This window comes from Candidatus Krumholzibacteriia bacterium (genome assembly GCA_030748535.1).
In the GTDB taxonomy this organism is placed as follows: Bacteria; Krumholzibacteriota; Krumholzibacteriia; order JACNKJ01; family JACNKJ01; genus JASMLU01.
In genome coordinates this window covers 812,084-826,379 of the sequence record JASMLU010000001.1, presented here as the reverse complement: position 1 = coordinate 826,379, position 14,296 = coordinate 812,084, and the positions used below count along the sequence as shown (strand labels likewise).

Here is a 14,296-nt window from a genome sequence, read left to right as displayed (position 1 = left end):
GCCTGCTCCTCAGGAATGAAGAGGAAGTCCCACGCGAAAAACAGCGCCGCCTTCAGCTCCGTTTTCCGCCCGGATCTCTCCACGGTGTTCCTCGACAATCTGTCGACAGATGGCCAGGCCCAGCCCGCTTCCCCCGCGTCCCTTTTTCGTTGTAAAGAAATCATCGAAGATCCGTCCCAGATCCTCTTCGGCAATTCCCGGCCCGTTGTCCGAGACAATGACTTCCACCCAGTTGTCCTCGCTGGCTCCCAGCCTTCGCTCACTGCTCATGGAGATCCCTACGCTTCCGCCTTCCTCGAGTGCCTGCGCGGCATTGGTCAAGAGGTTGCTGAAGACCTGCCGCAGAGCCTCCGACTGCCCAAGAACGCGGGCCCCTTTTTCGTAGTTTCTTTCGAGCCGGATTCCGCTCTTCTGAAAAAGAGTGCCGGTTTCTACGGCGGCCGTTGTGAGAATGCGCGCAAGGTCCATCGGCTCTCGCGGGCCTTCACTCGGATGCACGAAGCCGAGAAGGGTGCGCATGTTCTCCTCGGCGCGGTCTACGCCCGAGAGGATGCGGTCCACCCGTGCGAGGACTTCTTCTCGCGGGAGATCCCCGCCCCGGAGTTTCTCGCCCAGATTTTCGGCGGTTCCCCGGATGTTGTAGAGCGGGTTTTTCAGTTCGTGGGTAACGCGACCGAGCATGGTGCCGAGAAGAGCCAGTTTGTCACTGCGGTTGCGGGCGCGAACCAGCTCTTCGCGCTCCAGAAGAAGGGCTGCCTGCCGGGAGACTGTGTCGAGAAGTTCGCGGTCATCCTCGCGAAAGGGATGGCTTCCTTCGTGAGTGCGGTCGATGTAGAAGGCTCCCAGGCGACGATCCTCCACGCGAAGCGGGCAGCAGATCACCGACTGGATGGACTCGATCCGGATCGACTCGGAGGATTCGTAGCGGGGGTCATCAGCGGCGAAACGCAGGAATACCGTGTCGCCGCTGTCGAGCGCCTCCCGAAGAACTGTCTGGCTGACCCGGCCGATTGCATCTTCGTCCAGATCGCCGATGCCTTCCCGGTTCCAGGAGGCCAGGCTGTCGGGGCGCCAGCGACCGCTGTCCGGATCCACGAGAAGGAGAAAGCCCCGGTCGGCTTCCACGGCTTTAGCCGCAATGGAGATTACCGAGCGCATCAGTTCTGCGGGCGAGCGCTCGCGTCCCAGAATGTCGAGAATCGAGAGGAGAACCGGGAAACGGCGATCTTCCTTGGGTCTCTGGGTATTGTGTTTGCTATTGGAGGAAAACTCCAGAAGCACCCTTCCCAGACGGATTCGGCTCGCACTCTTCAGGGGCGTGGATTCGGAGACGGGGTTCCCGTCCAGTTCGCTACCGTAGCGGCTCCGCAGGTCTTCTAAGTGCCAGTTTTCCTCATGGAAACAGAGCGAAGCGTGTTCGCGGCTCACACTCTTGTCCGTGAGGACGATGTCGCAGTCCCCGCTACGGCCAAGAGAGAGCTGGAGACCCTCTTTCGGTTCGAAGGGACCGAAACTCTGCGAGGCGTTTCCCGCCTCATCAATCCAGTGAAGATAGACCTGCATTGGCGAATAGTAGGCTTTCGCTGCAAGAAACTGCAACAATTCATCTTGAGCCTTGCGCAAGAGCCTTCTAGACTGCCGGCGGAGGTGCGATGCCGGAATCTTTGGGACCCTGGAAATTGCTCCGTCTTCTGGGCGAGGGCGGAATGGGACAGGTCTACGAGGCCCGTGGCCCCGACGGGGAGACGGTCGCCCTCAAGGTTCTTCGCGGGGGAGCCAGTGCCGGCGCCCGCGAGAAGGAAATGTTTTCCCGGGAAGCACGGGTGGGGCTTCGACTCCATCATCCCGGCCTGGTGGAAGTTCTCGAAGTCAGTGAGGACAATGGCCACCCTTATCTTGTCATGGAGTACCTTCCCGGGCCTACGCTAAGGGAGCTTCGCGAAAGCGGCGCACTCAGCCTGCAGAGTGTTCTGGCTCTGGCCTTTCCGGTTCTTGAAGCACTCGACTATCTCCAGAATGAAGGCGTGGTGCATCGGGACCTGAAGAGCGGCAACATTATGCTCGATCGTGAAGGGCGCCCCCGCCTTATGGATTTTGGACTGACCCGTTTTTCCGATGAAACCAGCCTGACGCAGACCGGCCTGATTTTTGGTTCCCCGCACTACATGTCTCCCGAACAGGGAATGGGGGAGACTCTCAGTGAAGCGAGTGATCTCTTTTCCTTTGGCGTTGTTCTCTATGAACTCATCACAGGTCGTTTGCCCTTCCGCGGAGATCATCCGGTGGGCGTGGTCTATGCCATCATCAATGAGGAACCGGAGTCCATTCGGCGAATTCGACCGGAACTGCCCGAAGCTCTTTCCTGGATTCTGTCGCGAGCCATGGCCAAGAGACCGGCGGATCGCTACGAGAGTGCCGCCGAGTTTTCTGCGGATCTATTAGCTTTGAAGGAACATCTTGAAGGGCGAATCAGTGCCGAAGCTCTTCACTTGAAGGCCCGTCCCCCGGAAGCAAGGAGCGTGGATCGACTTCGCCTGGCCGGTCGAGATCGGGAACTGCAGAGTCTTTGCGAGTGGATCGAGACACCGCCCGGGGCGAGTCTTCTTTATCTTTCCGGCGAAGCAGGGATCGGAAAAACGCGACTGGTTCGGGAGGCGATTTCCCGACTGGGAGAACGGGCTCCGAAGATTCTGGTGGGCCGCACCCAGCCCGGACGGGAGTCCTTTCCTTATCAGCCCTGGCGGGAGGCCCTTCGCCCGGAACTGCTCGACCGCAAGCTCCTGGAGGCTGGCCGCTTTGAGGAACTGCTCAGGGAACATCCCGGCCGAGAGCGTCTGTCGCAGATTCTTCGCGCCTTCTTCCAGGGAGAAAAGGGAGAGGCGGATGATCGCGAGCAACTCTTCGAGGCTCTCCGGGTATTCTTCAAGTCACTGTCCCGGGAAACAGATTTCCGTTTCTGGTTTGAAGACTTCCACCGCGCAGACCATGCCAGTCTGGATCTCCTGACCTTCCTGTCCCGCTCGCCGGAACCGCCGTTCTGCATGGTTTCCTACCGGACCGAGGAACTGGAGGAAGGCTCCCTGCTGAGGAACCTGATCCGGGAGCTGGACCGGGAGGGCCGTTGCCGGAGTATCTCGCTGGAGCGACTCGGGGAGGAGGAACTGGGGCGACTGGTGGAGGATGTTCTTCCGGGAAGCTCCGAAGATCCGCGCATTGCCAGCCGCCTCTTTCGGGAGAGCCGCGGAAACCCTTTCATCCTGGGTGAACTGCTGGGCATTCTGGAGCGGGGAAACTATGAGACTGGCGGCGATCCCGAGGACTGGGATCTGCCGCTACCCGATCGACTTCAGGATCTGGTGGGTCTGCGCCTTTCTTCTCTCTCCGAAGAGGATCGGGATCTGCTGGATCTTGCGGCGGTCGAGGGCGAGGCCTTTCAGGCAGACACTCTGGCAGCGGTTCTCGGCAAGCGGAAGATTCATGTCCTGCGACAGCTTCAGAAAATCCAGCGAGGAAGCGGAGTCCTGCGGGCTGCGGAAGGACGCTTCCTCTTTGACCACGCACTTGTGCATCGGGTTCTTTATGAATCTCTCTCGCCCGACCTGTGTCGGGAGTATCACCGGATGGTGGGAGAGCACATCGAGGAGCACCGGAGTGCAAGAGCCGATTCCTCGGCCGCAGTTGCAAGGCACTACATGGCTGCGGGAGAAGCTCGCCGTGCGCTTCCCTTCCTTCTGGCGGCCGGACGGGTGGCTCGCGGTCTTTACGCGAATTACGAAGCTCGCAGGCAGTTGGAGCCGGCACTGGAGATCGCGGAGCTATGGTGGCTGGAAGAGCCTCTCAGCGAGGCTTCCACGCTGCGACGAGAAGTGCTTCAGGAACTGGGTGAGTTGGAGGCCACCGAAGGAAACTACGATTCCAGCGAGAAGCTCCTGAGCCAGTCCCGCAGTCTTCTGGTTCCCGGCATCGAGGATTCCCTTCAGCCGGAACTCCGCCGCCTTCGCGGAGAGTCTCTTTTCTTTGCCGGACGCAAGGAAGAAGCATCCGCAGAACTGTCAGCCGCTCTTTCTGCCTGTGAAGAGGGGCAGAACCGTGAGCGCGCGCTGATCCTGCGAAGTCTCGCCCGTCTGGAGAGCACACAGAATCGTTGGGAGAAAGCACTCCAGACCTGTGAAGAGGCCCGGGAACTGGAGGGCCTGTCCGCTTCAGAATCCCTGGCTCTTAAGCACACCATGGGCTTGATCCAGATGAGCCGGGGAGATCTGGATGAGGCCCAGCGAGTGTTTTCAGAGGTCATCCGGGAAGCGTCCCTCGCAGAGGAGGAATCCCTGCACGCTGCCTCGCTTGCCAATCAGGGCATCGTGCATTGGCGCAAAGGACGGGCCCGGGAAGCCGTGGAGAGTCTGGAGGAGAGTCTTGTCATTCGAAGGCGCATGGGCACGCTGACCGAGATTGCCAGAAGTCTTGTGAATCTGGCGATCATCCGCACGAAGCAGGGCTCTCTGGGAGAAGCTCGCAGTTTGCTGGAAGAGAGCCAGTCCATGAAACGCCGGATCGGCGACGCCGACAGTCTGGCCCATGGAGAGAACGCTCTCGGGAATCTGGAGAACACGGACGGTCGCCTGGAGAAGGCCATCGAACATTACCGGACAGCCGCAGAGCTACACTTCCAGTCGGAAAACCGGGCGGGAGCGGCCGTGGCACTTCACAATCAGGGCGAGACGCTCCTGGACATGGGCTGCGTCGAGGAAGCTCGCCCTCTGCTCGACCGCGCCCTGGACTTGCGGGAGGACCTGCAACTACGCACGGGAAGAGCCTCCAGTTGGAGGGCACGGGCTCGCCTTCTCGCAGCACTCGGGGATGAAGAAGAGGCAAGAGCGGCTTTCAGCAAGGCGCGCAGGATTGCAGCGGATGAGCCGGGCACGATGGAACGCCTCAAGGTGGAACTGGAGGTTCTCGGATTTCTCTGCGATTTGAAGGAAGTGTCAGAAGCCCGCAAGCAGTTGGAAGAGTTGCGGAAGTCCCTTTCATCCTGGCCCCCCGAAGGACTGAGCTTCGAGTTCCGATTTCTCGATCTACGGCTCCTGCGAGCTGAGGGAAAGGAGAAAGCCGAAACCCTGTTCCGGGAACTGCTTTCCGGGTTTCCTTCCACGGAGAATCCCTATCAACGCTGTCTCCTCCTCCATTACTGGAGCAAAGGAGACAGCGATACCGCAGAAGGTTCCGAAGCCCGGGAACTGGCCGGACGACATGGCTATCACTGGCTGAGCGGCGACTAGTCGACGAGCAGGATTTTGCCTGCGGGGACTTTCTTTCCATTCACACGAAGCTGCGCGAAGTAAGTGCCCGCGGCCATTCGCTGGCCCTTCTCCCCGAAGCCGTTCCACTCAATGCCATGGCGACCCTGACGCAATTCCCCGCCTTCGATGCTTGCCACGCGACGCCCCCTGACATCGTGGATTTCCAGACTCACCCGGCTTCTTGCCGGAAGATGGAACTCCACCCGGCTGCCCGCAGGTGTGGGATTGGGCCAGATTCCTTCCACGCGCAATCCTGCAGGGGAGAAATCGCCGGCGGAAGTGGCATCGGGAGTGAAGGTGCCGAACCAGGTCGCCCACTGGTTTCCTCCTGCGGCATATTCCCCGAAGGTCCAGAAGCTGATGCCATCGGAAGGATCTGCTGCCGCGCCGCTGTAGTCTCCGAAGCGTCCGCCGGAGAGGGAGCTGTTGGAAGCCTTGACGAGTACCGGATCACGCATGCTTCCCGGCGGGTCGCCGGGCATGCGGTAGCATCGCCAGATCTGGAAGTAGTCGCTCGTGGAAGACCAGGTGAAGGTCATGGCCGCCATTCCGAATTCATTGGCGGCAATGGAATTGAAGAAGGCGTATCCCGTGTTATTGGGCAGGACATCGCCCTGTTGAGCGACAAAGGGATCGTAGTCCGTGACCGGCCACCCGTTCATGGGGATTTCGTACCATCGGGCTACCAGCTTCTGTCTTGCTGCCGTCGGGCAAACATGGTGGCAGGCCCAGAGAGAACCATTGCGAAAGACGCAACTCCAGAAGCGTGCCTCAAAGGTTTCAATGGTGCTGGAGGATCCCAGGCTTCTGGCATTGATCGGTCGCCAGTAGGTGGGCACAGTCAGGTTCAGGGTAGTCAGGCTCGGACTTCCCAGGGGATCCTGAATGGCATAGAGGGTCAGGGTGCTGCTGCTGTTTCCCTCATAGGATCGGATCATGTACATGCTGGGAGCCTCATCGTACTGCACCGGAATCCCGAAGGACTGGCTTCCCGTGTTCATGACATGGGAACTGACCGGGCTTCCTCCTTCCAGAACACTGGACTTGTCGAGGATGTAGACCAGGTATTTGTCGGGAGAGAAGAAGTCTGCAGTCAGATAAATCGCTTCCTCATCGACGGCCATGTTGGGAGAGTCGATGTCGTTTCCGGAGATGCTGGTGACATTCAGCCGGTACTTGTGCCAGTCGCTTGCATCGTCGGGATAGGCGTCGGTCGAAACTGCGAAGTCAAAATAGGACTGATTGCTGGCTCTCTCGCAGGCCATGATCATGAAACGCTGGCTGTGCGGGTCAAAGATGACTTCGGGGTCAAAGACAAACCAGTCGGCACCCAGTTCGCTCCAGAAGCCGTAGCTGTCTTCCAGTTCTTCCTGCCAGTTCAGGTTTCCGTCGCGGTCGAAGCTGGCGATCATACCGTTCACCACTCCGATCAGGCAGTCCGGACCGGCGGCCATGTGGGGATCGGGAGGATTCCAGCCCGAGTTTGTGATCCCCACAAAACCGGCATCGCGATCCTCACTTCCGGGGAAGAAGGGCTCGGGCTCCATGACGGTCTCACTGACCGGCTGGTAGCTGGGAGGCTGATGGGGCATGGCAAGAGCGTATTCATCGACGCTCTTCTCGGGGGCGATTCTCCGCTCCAGAGCCTGCCAGCCGAGGCGCATTCCCTTGACCAGGCGAGCGAGAGGGTTGTCCGAAAGGGGAAGCAGGAGGGTCAGGTTTGCCGAGGACTTGTCCTCCGGTGTATTTCCGCTCCAGGTGAGAGCCAGCCGACCCTTTTCATCACAGGCCAGTCTTGCTGCCGCCGTACCAGAGTCGAGAGCCTGTTTGCCATCAGCATAAGCGTTCAGGCGAAGGACTTCGCCGCCCTCCGGAGAGAAGCGACGGGCGTGGATGTCCGAAGTACGACCGTCGGCAGACAGTTCATTCCAGGCGAGGACAAAAGAGCCATCCGCTGCACGCGCAAGAGCGACGCCACTCTGCTGCTTTCCTCCCGAGGCCGAGAAGACTTCGTCCAGAGGATTACAATGCAGGTCAAAACGCTGCGCGAGAACTTCATGTCCCTGCTCGCGTGTCTGCATCCAGGCAAGAACCAGCGTGTCGTCGAGAGAGATGAGTTGAGCCTCGATTCCCAGGTCCGCCACCTTCACGGGGCCATCGAGAAGTTCTCCCTGCGATGAATAGCGTGCCAGCAGGAGAGTTTCCCCGGAGGAACTCCAGGCGATGGCAAGGGAGGCGTCCTCGAGAACACTCAGCGCGGGGTTCCAACCCTCCTCTGTGATCGGGAAGCTCCTGTCGCCTGCACGGGCCATGATGCCGCGGCCTTCCTGCCAGACGCTCAGCAGTCGGCCGTCGGGAAGTTCGGCCAGCAGGGGCCGACTAGACGGCAGTTTCGAGTCCTGTCCGGAGAGGGTGAGCTCTTGCTGTCGGGTATCAAGAAGTGTGATCGAGGTGCCGGGTCCGCGTTCCCTAATGGATTCCCAGGCGAAGACGGCTCCGTCTTCCAGAAGAGCCACTGCGGGGGCGGCCTGCATTCCGGAAGCCGCTTCATTCATGCGGGTCTCATCGCCCCGTGGGTTTCCAAGGCCGTCCAGAGTTCGCGAATATACGGAGAAGCCGCCGCCTCCCTGCCTTCGACTCTGCCATGTCGCCAACCAGTCGCCATTCTGCTTCGGAAGAACCGAAGCATGGTTCTGGGTGCTCTTTGTGAACTGGTTGAGCCGGGTTTCCACGCGATAATAGTCCTGTCCGTCCCATTGAAGAGTGTCGGGCAGGAGGATCATCGCAGAAGTGATGGCAAGCAGTGTGAATGCAGCAAGGAGGATCTTGACGCGCATGGCTTTCCTTTCGCCGGGAAGGCTCCATTATAACGGAATTGCGGAGAGATTCCTATGTCTGATCACTTCATCAGGCTGAGTTTACAGGCCTGAGAGCGATTTCCCGTCTGCAGTCGGGCGAAATACAGACCGCTGGGAAGGTCGACCCCTGCTTCGTTCCGTCCCTCCCAGTCGAAGGTGTGTCGTCCTGCGGGGAGGGAACCCTGCTGAAGGGTTTTCAGTTTCCGTCCGCTGACATCATGGATGGAAACTCGGGTGTTGCAGGATGAGTCCAGCTCGAAGGAGATCCTGACGGAGGGATTGAAGGGGTTCGGCCAGGCTTCCAGAGAACCGGCTTCAATGCCCGGTGCGGATGTGCTTGTTTCAAAGTTGCAGTACATCGTCCACTTGCCGAACTCGCAACCACTGTCATAGGCAATGCGGAAGTACCCGTTCATTCCCCACCAGCTTCCCCAACTGTTCTTGGCAATCCAGCACTGCTGGTTGTCGTCATAGCCAACGATCAGGACGAAGTGGTTGCTTCCCGTGTACTCGCTTCCATGGGCAGAGTACACGCCGCCATCGTAGCCACTGAAATTGTCATAGATCCGGAACCAGGTGGCCACGGGTGCTTCCTGCAGGACGCTCTTGATCAAGTCGATGTCGATGTTGTTCCAGGTGACAAAACCGAAGTCCGAAAGCATTCGAATCTGGAAGCCGCTTTCATCGCAGGATTCCGCACAGGGGACACTGTCTTCGGCCTCATAGGGGAAACAGTTTTCGGAGGGAGCCCCTTCGTCCCGCAGAAACTGCAGGGCTCCGGAGAGGTAACCTCCGCCGCAGTCGCTGGGCGCCTCTGCGACATTGTAACAGGAGAGTACATACTGCTCGGAATAGTCCGGGTCACTGCCCGGCATGTCGGACTGGATCATCAGTCTGGATTCGAACATCGCCATTGCCGCAAAATCCCAGCAGGAACCGCAGGCTCCCTGATTGCGCACGCCACTGACATAGTTCAGGCCAGCAACATTGCGCCAGTCCATGCTGGTGGGAAGGTCGCGCAGGATCTCTCCCTGCCAGAGCGGATAGTCCCGGTAGTTCTCGGGGATGAACGCAGTATCCCCATCGGGAAGCGAGGCCAGCACAAGGCTGGACAGAAACAGAAGGAAGAGGAAAGCCCTCACTTCAGGAGAACCAGTTTACAGGCAGTGACCGTGTCGGCGATTTTTGCCAGATAGACTCCGCTGGGAAGCTCCGAGCCGGCCTGATCGCGTCCTTTCCATTCAATCGAGGAAGCACCCTGAGGCACTTCCATCTTGCGGACACAGCGTCCGCGAGAGTCGTAGATGGAAACGATGGCATCCTCTTTCAGCATCGACTCAAAGTGAATCCGCGTAGTGGGGTTGAAGGGATTGGGTGCAGCACCCCGGATGCAAACCGCCCCCGGCAGGCCTTCTTCGTCTACGGAAGTGGGCAGGTGGTTCAGGTCGCCCGCAAAAAAGAGGTCATCGATGAAGCCGCTGATCGGAATCGCATAGGAACTGCCAAGGCCATGAGAGCAAATGCTCAAGTCCTGAAAGTCGTCGAACAACTCACAGGTGTCACCCCAGATCCAGTTGCCGGTATAGTTGTTGACCATGCAGAGCAGCTCCTGACTGTCGGCATTGAAGAGCAAGAGGATTCGAAGGTGTTTCTGGACGGGGAGTCCGAAAGCCCACTTTTCGCAGCCCGAGGAATAAGATCCGGTGCGGAATCGAAGATCACAGTCTCCGTTGGCTCCCGAGAAGAGCTCCAGGCTGACCGCTTCGCCCAGAGACAGAAGATTCATCGAACTGTATTCGCCGGGATCAGTAACCAGAACATCAAATCCGATGACCCAGTTGCCCCCTTCGGGGCTCAGGGGTTTCCTGATCTTCTCCCGCCCCGGAAGATCTCCATGGGACTCGAAGAGGAGAGCTCGCTTTCCCAGGTCCCATTCAAGAATCTGATCGGGCGAACTGTCAGCAACGGTGAAGTCCTCGATCCCGTCCATGAAGCTGTAGAGATCATCGCCCAGAAAGCCCAGCCATGCGGCGATTGAGCTGATGTACTGCGCTCGCACCGTGCGTTCGGGAAGAGCGGCAAACATCCAGCTCTGGAAGTGAATGGGTCGGTCGGCATAGCGATCCGAGGATACGGGAAAGCAGCCCCCGCCCTGAGGAAAGTTGGCATCCAGAAAACCTTCGGCTCCGGGCATCAGGTTGAAGAAGTCGACACGATCCGTCTCGGAGTCCGGCAGACTTTCATAGTCGAAAACCCCGATCGGGAGATTGGCGAAAAAGGCGTTATCGGAGTTCGGCATGACCTCAATGGCATCGAAGTCGAGGTAGGCGCCTTCTACGCCGAGAATCTGGCTGAGGAATAGATCGTATTCGGTTTCGCCCTGATGGCGGATCAGGTCATTGAGGATTCCCTGCCCGGAGAGAATTACTTTTCCGCCCAGATTCATGTAGTCGGTCAGCAGGGTCATTTCCTCTACCTGCAGAACATCGAGTTCATTGGCCGCACAACTCCAGATGCAGAGCGGAAACTGGATCAGGTCGTTCAGCGTGGGCCGGGTCGGAATGGAGTCATTTTGCCAGATCTCAAAGGTCTGGTAGTCGATTCCGGCAGAATCCAGTGCTTCCTGAATGAAGACTTCATAGCCGGGATCTTCCGTGTACTGGACACTGTCTTCCTCAACGGCGCGGCCACTGCGCTTGCCCATGGAGGGCTCCCAGTCATCGTCGACCAGGGAGCACATTCTCGTAGCTGCAAGAGCCTGCGGTGCAAAGAGAGGTAGCAGGGCGAAGGTCGCCACTGCAATGGCAAGAAGGGTAACTAGACGGGCCCGTTTCATAATCCACCTCGGGTTCTTATTACAGTGACAAGGATAGCATATTTCGCAGGAAATGGGGCGGCTTGATCGTTGCATTCCTTGTGTTTGGTAAGCGGGCTTACGCGCCAGGCAATTGCCATTCGAGTGTGTTTCTACCGAACCAGGCAAATGAAGCGATGTAATGAGGGGATTGCACGCCCAGCTTGCGACATTATTTATAAACGTGATATACTGTTGCTGTGAGGTGGGTATGTTCAAGGGTACCCTGATGTATCTTGTCTTGTTGTTTCCCGTCTATTCCCATGCATTTCTCTGCGGGAACAGTATTCCGGACAGTCTGTCCAGGATTTCCCTCAATCCGAGTGATTACCCCTATCCTGTTGACTCTCTTCTATTTGTAAATCACGAAAACCCCGTATTCCCGGGTATCTTTACCTTGAAGGCAGACTGGGACTGGGAAACGGTGACCGATTGGGATGAGAGTCAGGGCTGGGGCCTCGAAGAACTCGTCACCTTTGCCGAATGTGTAATCAGCACAGATCCTGACACCTTTCCGGATCTTGCGAATCGGATCTGTGCCTACTTTGCCTTCGACACAGATTCCAGCCACAGCGGGATTCAAATTGGAGAAGACCGTCATTTCACAGTTCTTCTTTCCCGTGATGAGGCCATGGGGAAATATGATCAGGATGAACCAATCATCGCAGTCGGCCTGAAACACAGAAGCGATGGCCCTTGCCAAGCACCGGAGACCGTGGGCGGGAGATCTCGACCGGGGTGTATTTTCTCAAGTCACCCTCCCTCCCTGACCTGCAGGCACAGAAGGTAGTGACTCTGAAATAGGAGGAAATACGATGAGAATGAAGTGGATTTCATTACTGACAATAGGAGCCTTGCTTGTAGGGGGGGCTTCTATGGCAGGATTGATCTATTATCATGACGGAGTTCCAGTGCACTCTTACAATGACATTGGTGGTAGTAGTACTCCATGCGGCTGGCTAGTTTTCTGGTTTGATACGACCCGTATTTCGATGGCGTAATTCCCAACCACACATTATACGATCTTACTTTGGAGAGGATGGAGTTGTTTCATTATGGAAGTGGGAGATTCAAGATTGTGGTCGGAACTGCAACAGCCAGATATGCAGATAACTGGATGTTGGTGGAAGTTGACACCGACGAGGATGGTGTGGGGGTAGTGGGGGAGTACGAATTCGAAACTACATGCTCGGATTGCTGGGAGACATTTGAACTGATGGCATACTTCCCTGACGAGTCTGGAACGTATATTGGAGGAGGTCACGGACACCCCTGGAGGACATTTCTGTATTTCTGCCCAATTCTGGAAGAGGCTTCCGGCCGCTCGGACCTTTCCCTGGGTGTTTGTGCTGAGGGAGTTGTCGATGGTGTTCCTCACCCGCACCCATGGGCGAACGGATATGGGATTGAGGAGGGCTGTGTCTTGTGGGCTGGTCTCCATTATGCTGGCATAGGGGACCACATGATCAGCGTGGAATGGTCGGGGGGGGGTAAATGCACAAGTGGAGTCGTTTTCCACGGTCAAGGCGAAGTACTGACTTGCATTGGTGTTATTCGCTGATTCTTGGAAGCACTCTTCTGTGCTTTGCCTTGACCGCCTTTGCTGAAGTTCAGGAGCATGATATCTCGGTCCAGATTAATGTCCTGGAAGGCCGTGTACTTGCCAGATATGACTTCGCTCTCCCGGATTGTGAGTCTGAAAAGGTGCTTGTTGGGGTTTTCATTCAGGGGGTTTTCGATGCAGTACCTGCAGAAGGAATGTACTCTTGGGAGGCCGATGCTCAGGTCACCTTGAGTTCCGAAATCCCCGAGGACTGGGATCCCCTGAATCAGGGGCTTGCCTGTTCCCGTCTGGGTTTTGGTCTTCATGAAGAGTTGCTGAATTTCGACCTGACAGAGGCGGTTCTGGACCTTGCCTCCTGTGGAGAGACCATCGTTTTCCTCTTCGGCTCGCTTCGGGAGAGTGACTCTGCGGGGATCTGTGTCCCGCTCGTCGACAGTTCTTTTCCCTGGAGGATGCAAGTCGTGTATCAATAGAGTTCTGGCCGGGAAAATGTTCCTACGCATTTTATGGTATTCTTCCATGTCGCTCAGGTACCTGGCTTTTCCCTTCTGCCTGCCTTGCTTCCCTCTTCCCGTCCCCTCAATACGCATAGCTCAGCTCATGAGGCCGGTTTCTGCCCAAGGCCGGGGTCTCGACCCTCCGCTCGTAGTAGCGATCCCAGACCTCCGGCAAAGAGAAGTGATGGCGGAAGAGCCTCTGCTCCAGGATGTCGCCTACCTCCAGTAATCGACCGAGGAGACCCTTGAGCATCGCCGAACTGACCGGAGGACCGTTCTCCCAGCGCCTTTTGATGCAGTTGCGCCAGACCTGGAAGATCGTCAGCTTCTCGGCAGAAGCCTGCCGCCGTTTGCAAAAGGCGATCGTCTCTCTCCGGTGAGCCGCCGTGCTGTGGCGAAGCATCAGGTCCAGCAGGTTCACCTCAAAGAGCGGATTGTTCCGTCCCCGATGCTTGCGGGAGTGGGTCACCTGATGGTCGACCGTCCGGCCCAGGCGCCGCAGTGCCCGCCGATAGGCCGGATGCTGGTCACTGAGAAGGGTCTCGGAGCTACTTTTCCCCAAAACTGTCCCCAGTAGGTGGATAACTCCCTTCTCCACTGCCTTCGGATCCGGACGTCCGAGTTTCTCTTCCAGTTCCTCTCTTCGTCTCTTCTGCTCCGGGGTCATACGGCCCTTTCTTCTGAGAGGACTGTCGGTGTGGAAGAGGAAGAAGCCGGTCTCGGTCTCTACGGCCAGATTGTGGTGGAAGGGGAAGTACTGACTGAGTTCAAAGGTCTCGAAGCCGTCGAAGGCGATGGGACCTCGGGTTTTACTGCCTTCGGTCATGCGGGTATGGAAGAGCAGGCAGTGGCGGGCAAGTCGTGAGATCTGGTGAGCGATCGTACTTTTGGAGACTCCGAGGGCTCTTGCCATCTGCCGGTTGCCCATGGCACCGACACAGAGGAGGAAGATCTTCCCTGCGAGATCTCCCCGCTTTTGCCAGTAGCTTGTGGAGAAGGTCTGGGCACTGAAGTTGACACTGCAGTGCTTGCAGTGGAAACGGGGTATACGCTGAGGCATCTGTTGTCGGAAGTAGTGTCCTTTGCGGATGATGGGTGCCAAGTTCTTGCCTGGCTTGTGGTAGCGGCATCGGGGGTTCGGGCAGTGAGGTGGAAAGAAGGTATCTGCAGAGGTCTCCATGCCCGGAGGAAGGCAAAGAGGGAGCCAGGAACAATTTCCCGGCCAG

General features: G+C 57.7%; 9 protein-coding genes. 4 read left to right on the top strand and 5 right to left on the bottom strand.

The genetic code is table 11. The features are described from left to right. Positions 1-9 precede the first annotated feature (9 nt). A complete protein-coding gene (locus QGH30_03860) occupies positions 10-1,623 on the bottom strand; it encodes an ATP-binding protein (protein MDP7021470.1) in 1,614 nt (537 codons plus the stop codon). A gap of 29 nt (positions 1,624-1,652) precedes the next feature. Here QGH30_03860 and QGH30_03855 point away from each other — a divergent pair, with 29 nt between their 5' ends. Next, the gene (locus tag QGH30_03855) at positions 1,653-5,276 is read left to right on the top strand and encodes a protein kinase (protein ID MDP7021469.1); all 3,624 of its coding nucleotides are present in this window, start codon (positions 1,653-1,655) and stop codon (positions 5,274-5,276) included. On the opposite strand, the gene QGH30_03850 is transcribed toward QGH30_03855, so the two are convergent. From QGH30_03850 to QGH30_03840, 3 genes are all read right to left on the bottom strand, one after another. Further along, a complete protein-coding gene (locus QGH30_03850) occupies positions 5,273-8,134 on the bottom strand; it encodes a FlgD immunoglobulin-like domain containing protein (GenBank protein ID MDP7021468.1) in 2,862 nt (953 codons plus the stop codon). The two genes, QGH30_03855 and QGH30_03850, sit on opposite strands and share 4 nt — an antisense overlap. A 62-nt stretch (positions 8,135-8,196) precedes the next feature. After that, on the bottom strand, positions 8,197-9,297 hold the full coding sequence (locus QGH30_03845; GenBank protein ID MDP7021467.1) for a C1 family peptidase: 1,101 nt from the start codon (positions 9,295-9,297) through the stop codon (positions 8,197-8,199). After that, complete coding sequence (locus QGH30_03840) at positions 9,294-10,991, bottom strand: FlgD immunoglobulin-like domain containing protein (protein MDP7021466.1); 1,698 nt, start codon at positions 10,989-10,991, stop codon at positions 9,294-9,296. The genes QGH30_03845 and QGH30_03840 overlap by 4 nt, the downstream gene beginning before the upstream one ends. Positions 10,992-11,220: 229 nt before the next feature. Here QGH30_03840 and QGH30_03835 point away from each other — a divergent pair, with 229 nt between their 5' ends. The 3 genes from QGH30_03835 to QGH30_03825 all read left to right on the top strand — a co-directional run bounded on the left by QGH30_03835 (position 11,221) and on the right by QGH30_03825 (position 13,046). After that, positions 11,221-11,799 (top strand): hypothetical protein, encoded by a 579-nt coding sequence (locus QGH30_03835; protein MDP7021465.1) that lies wholly within the window; start codon positions 11,221-11,223, stop codon positions 11,797-11,799. A gap of 240 nt (positions 11,800-12,039) precedes the next feature. Further along, positions 12,040-12,570 (top strand): hypothetical protein, encoded by a 531-nt coding sequence (locus tag QGH30_03830; protein MDP7021464.1) that lies wholly within the window; start codon positions 12,040-12,042, stop codon positions 12,568-12,570. A 197-nt stretch (positions 12,571-12,767) separates the two neighbouring features. Next, positions 12,768-13,046, top strand: coding sequence for a hypothetical protein (locus tag QGH30_03825; GenBank protein ID MDP7021463.1), 279 nt, complete (start codon positions 12,768-12,770; stop codon positions 13,044-13,046). A gap of 106 nt (positions 13,047-13,152) precedes the next feature. Here the strand turns inward: QGH30_03825 and QGH30_03820 are convergent, their stop codons facing one another. Further along, positions 13,153-14,130, bottom strand: coding sequence for a hypothetical protein (locus QGH30_03820; protein MDP7021462.1), 978 nt, complete (start codon positions 14,128-14,130; stop codon positions 13,153-13,155). Between the last annotated feature and the right edge of the window lie 166 nt (positions 14,131-14,296).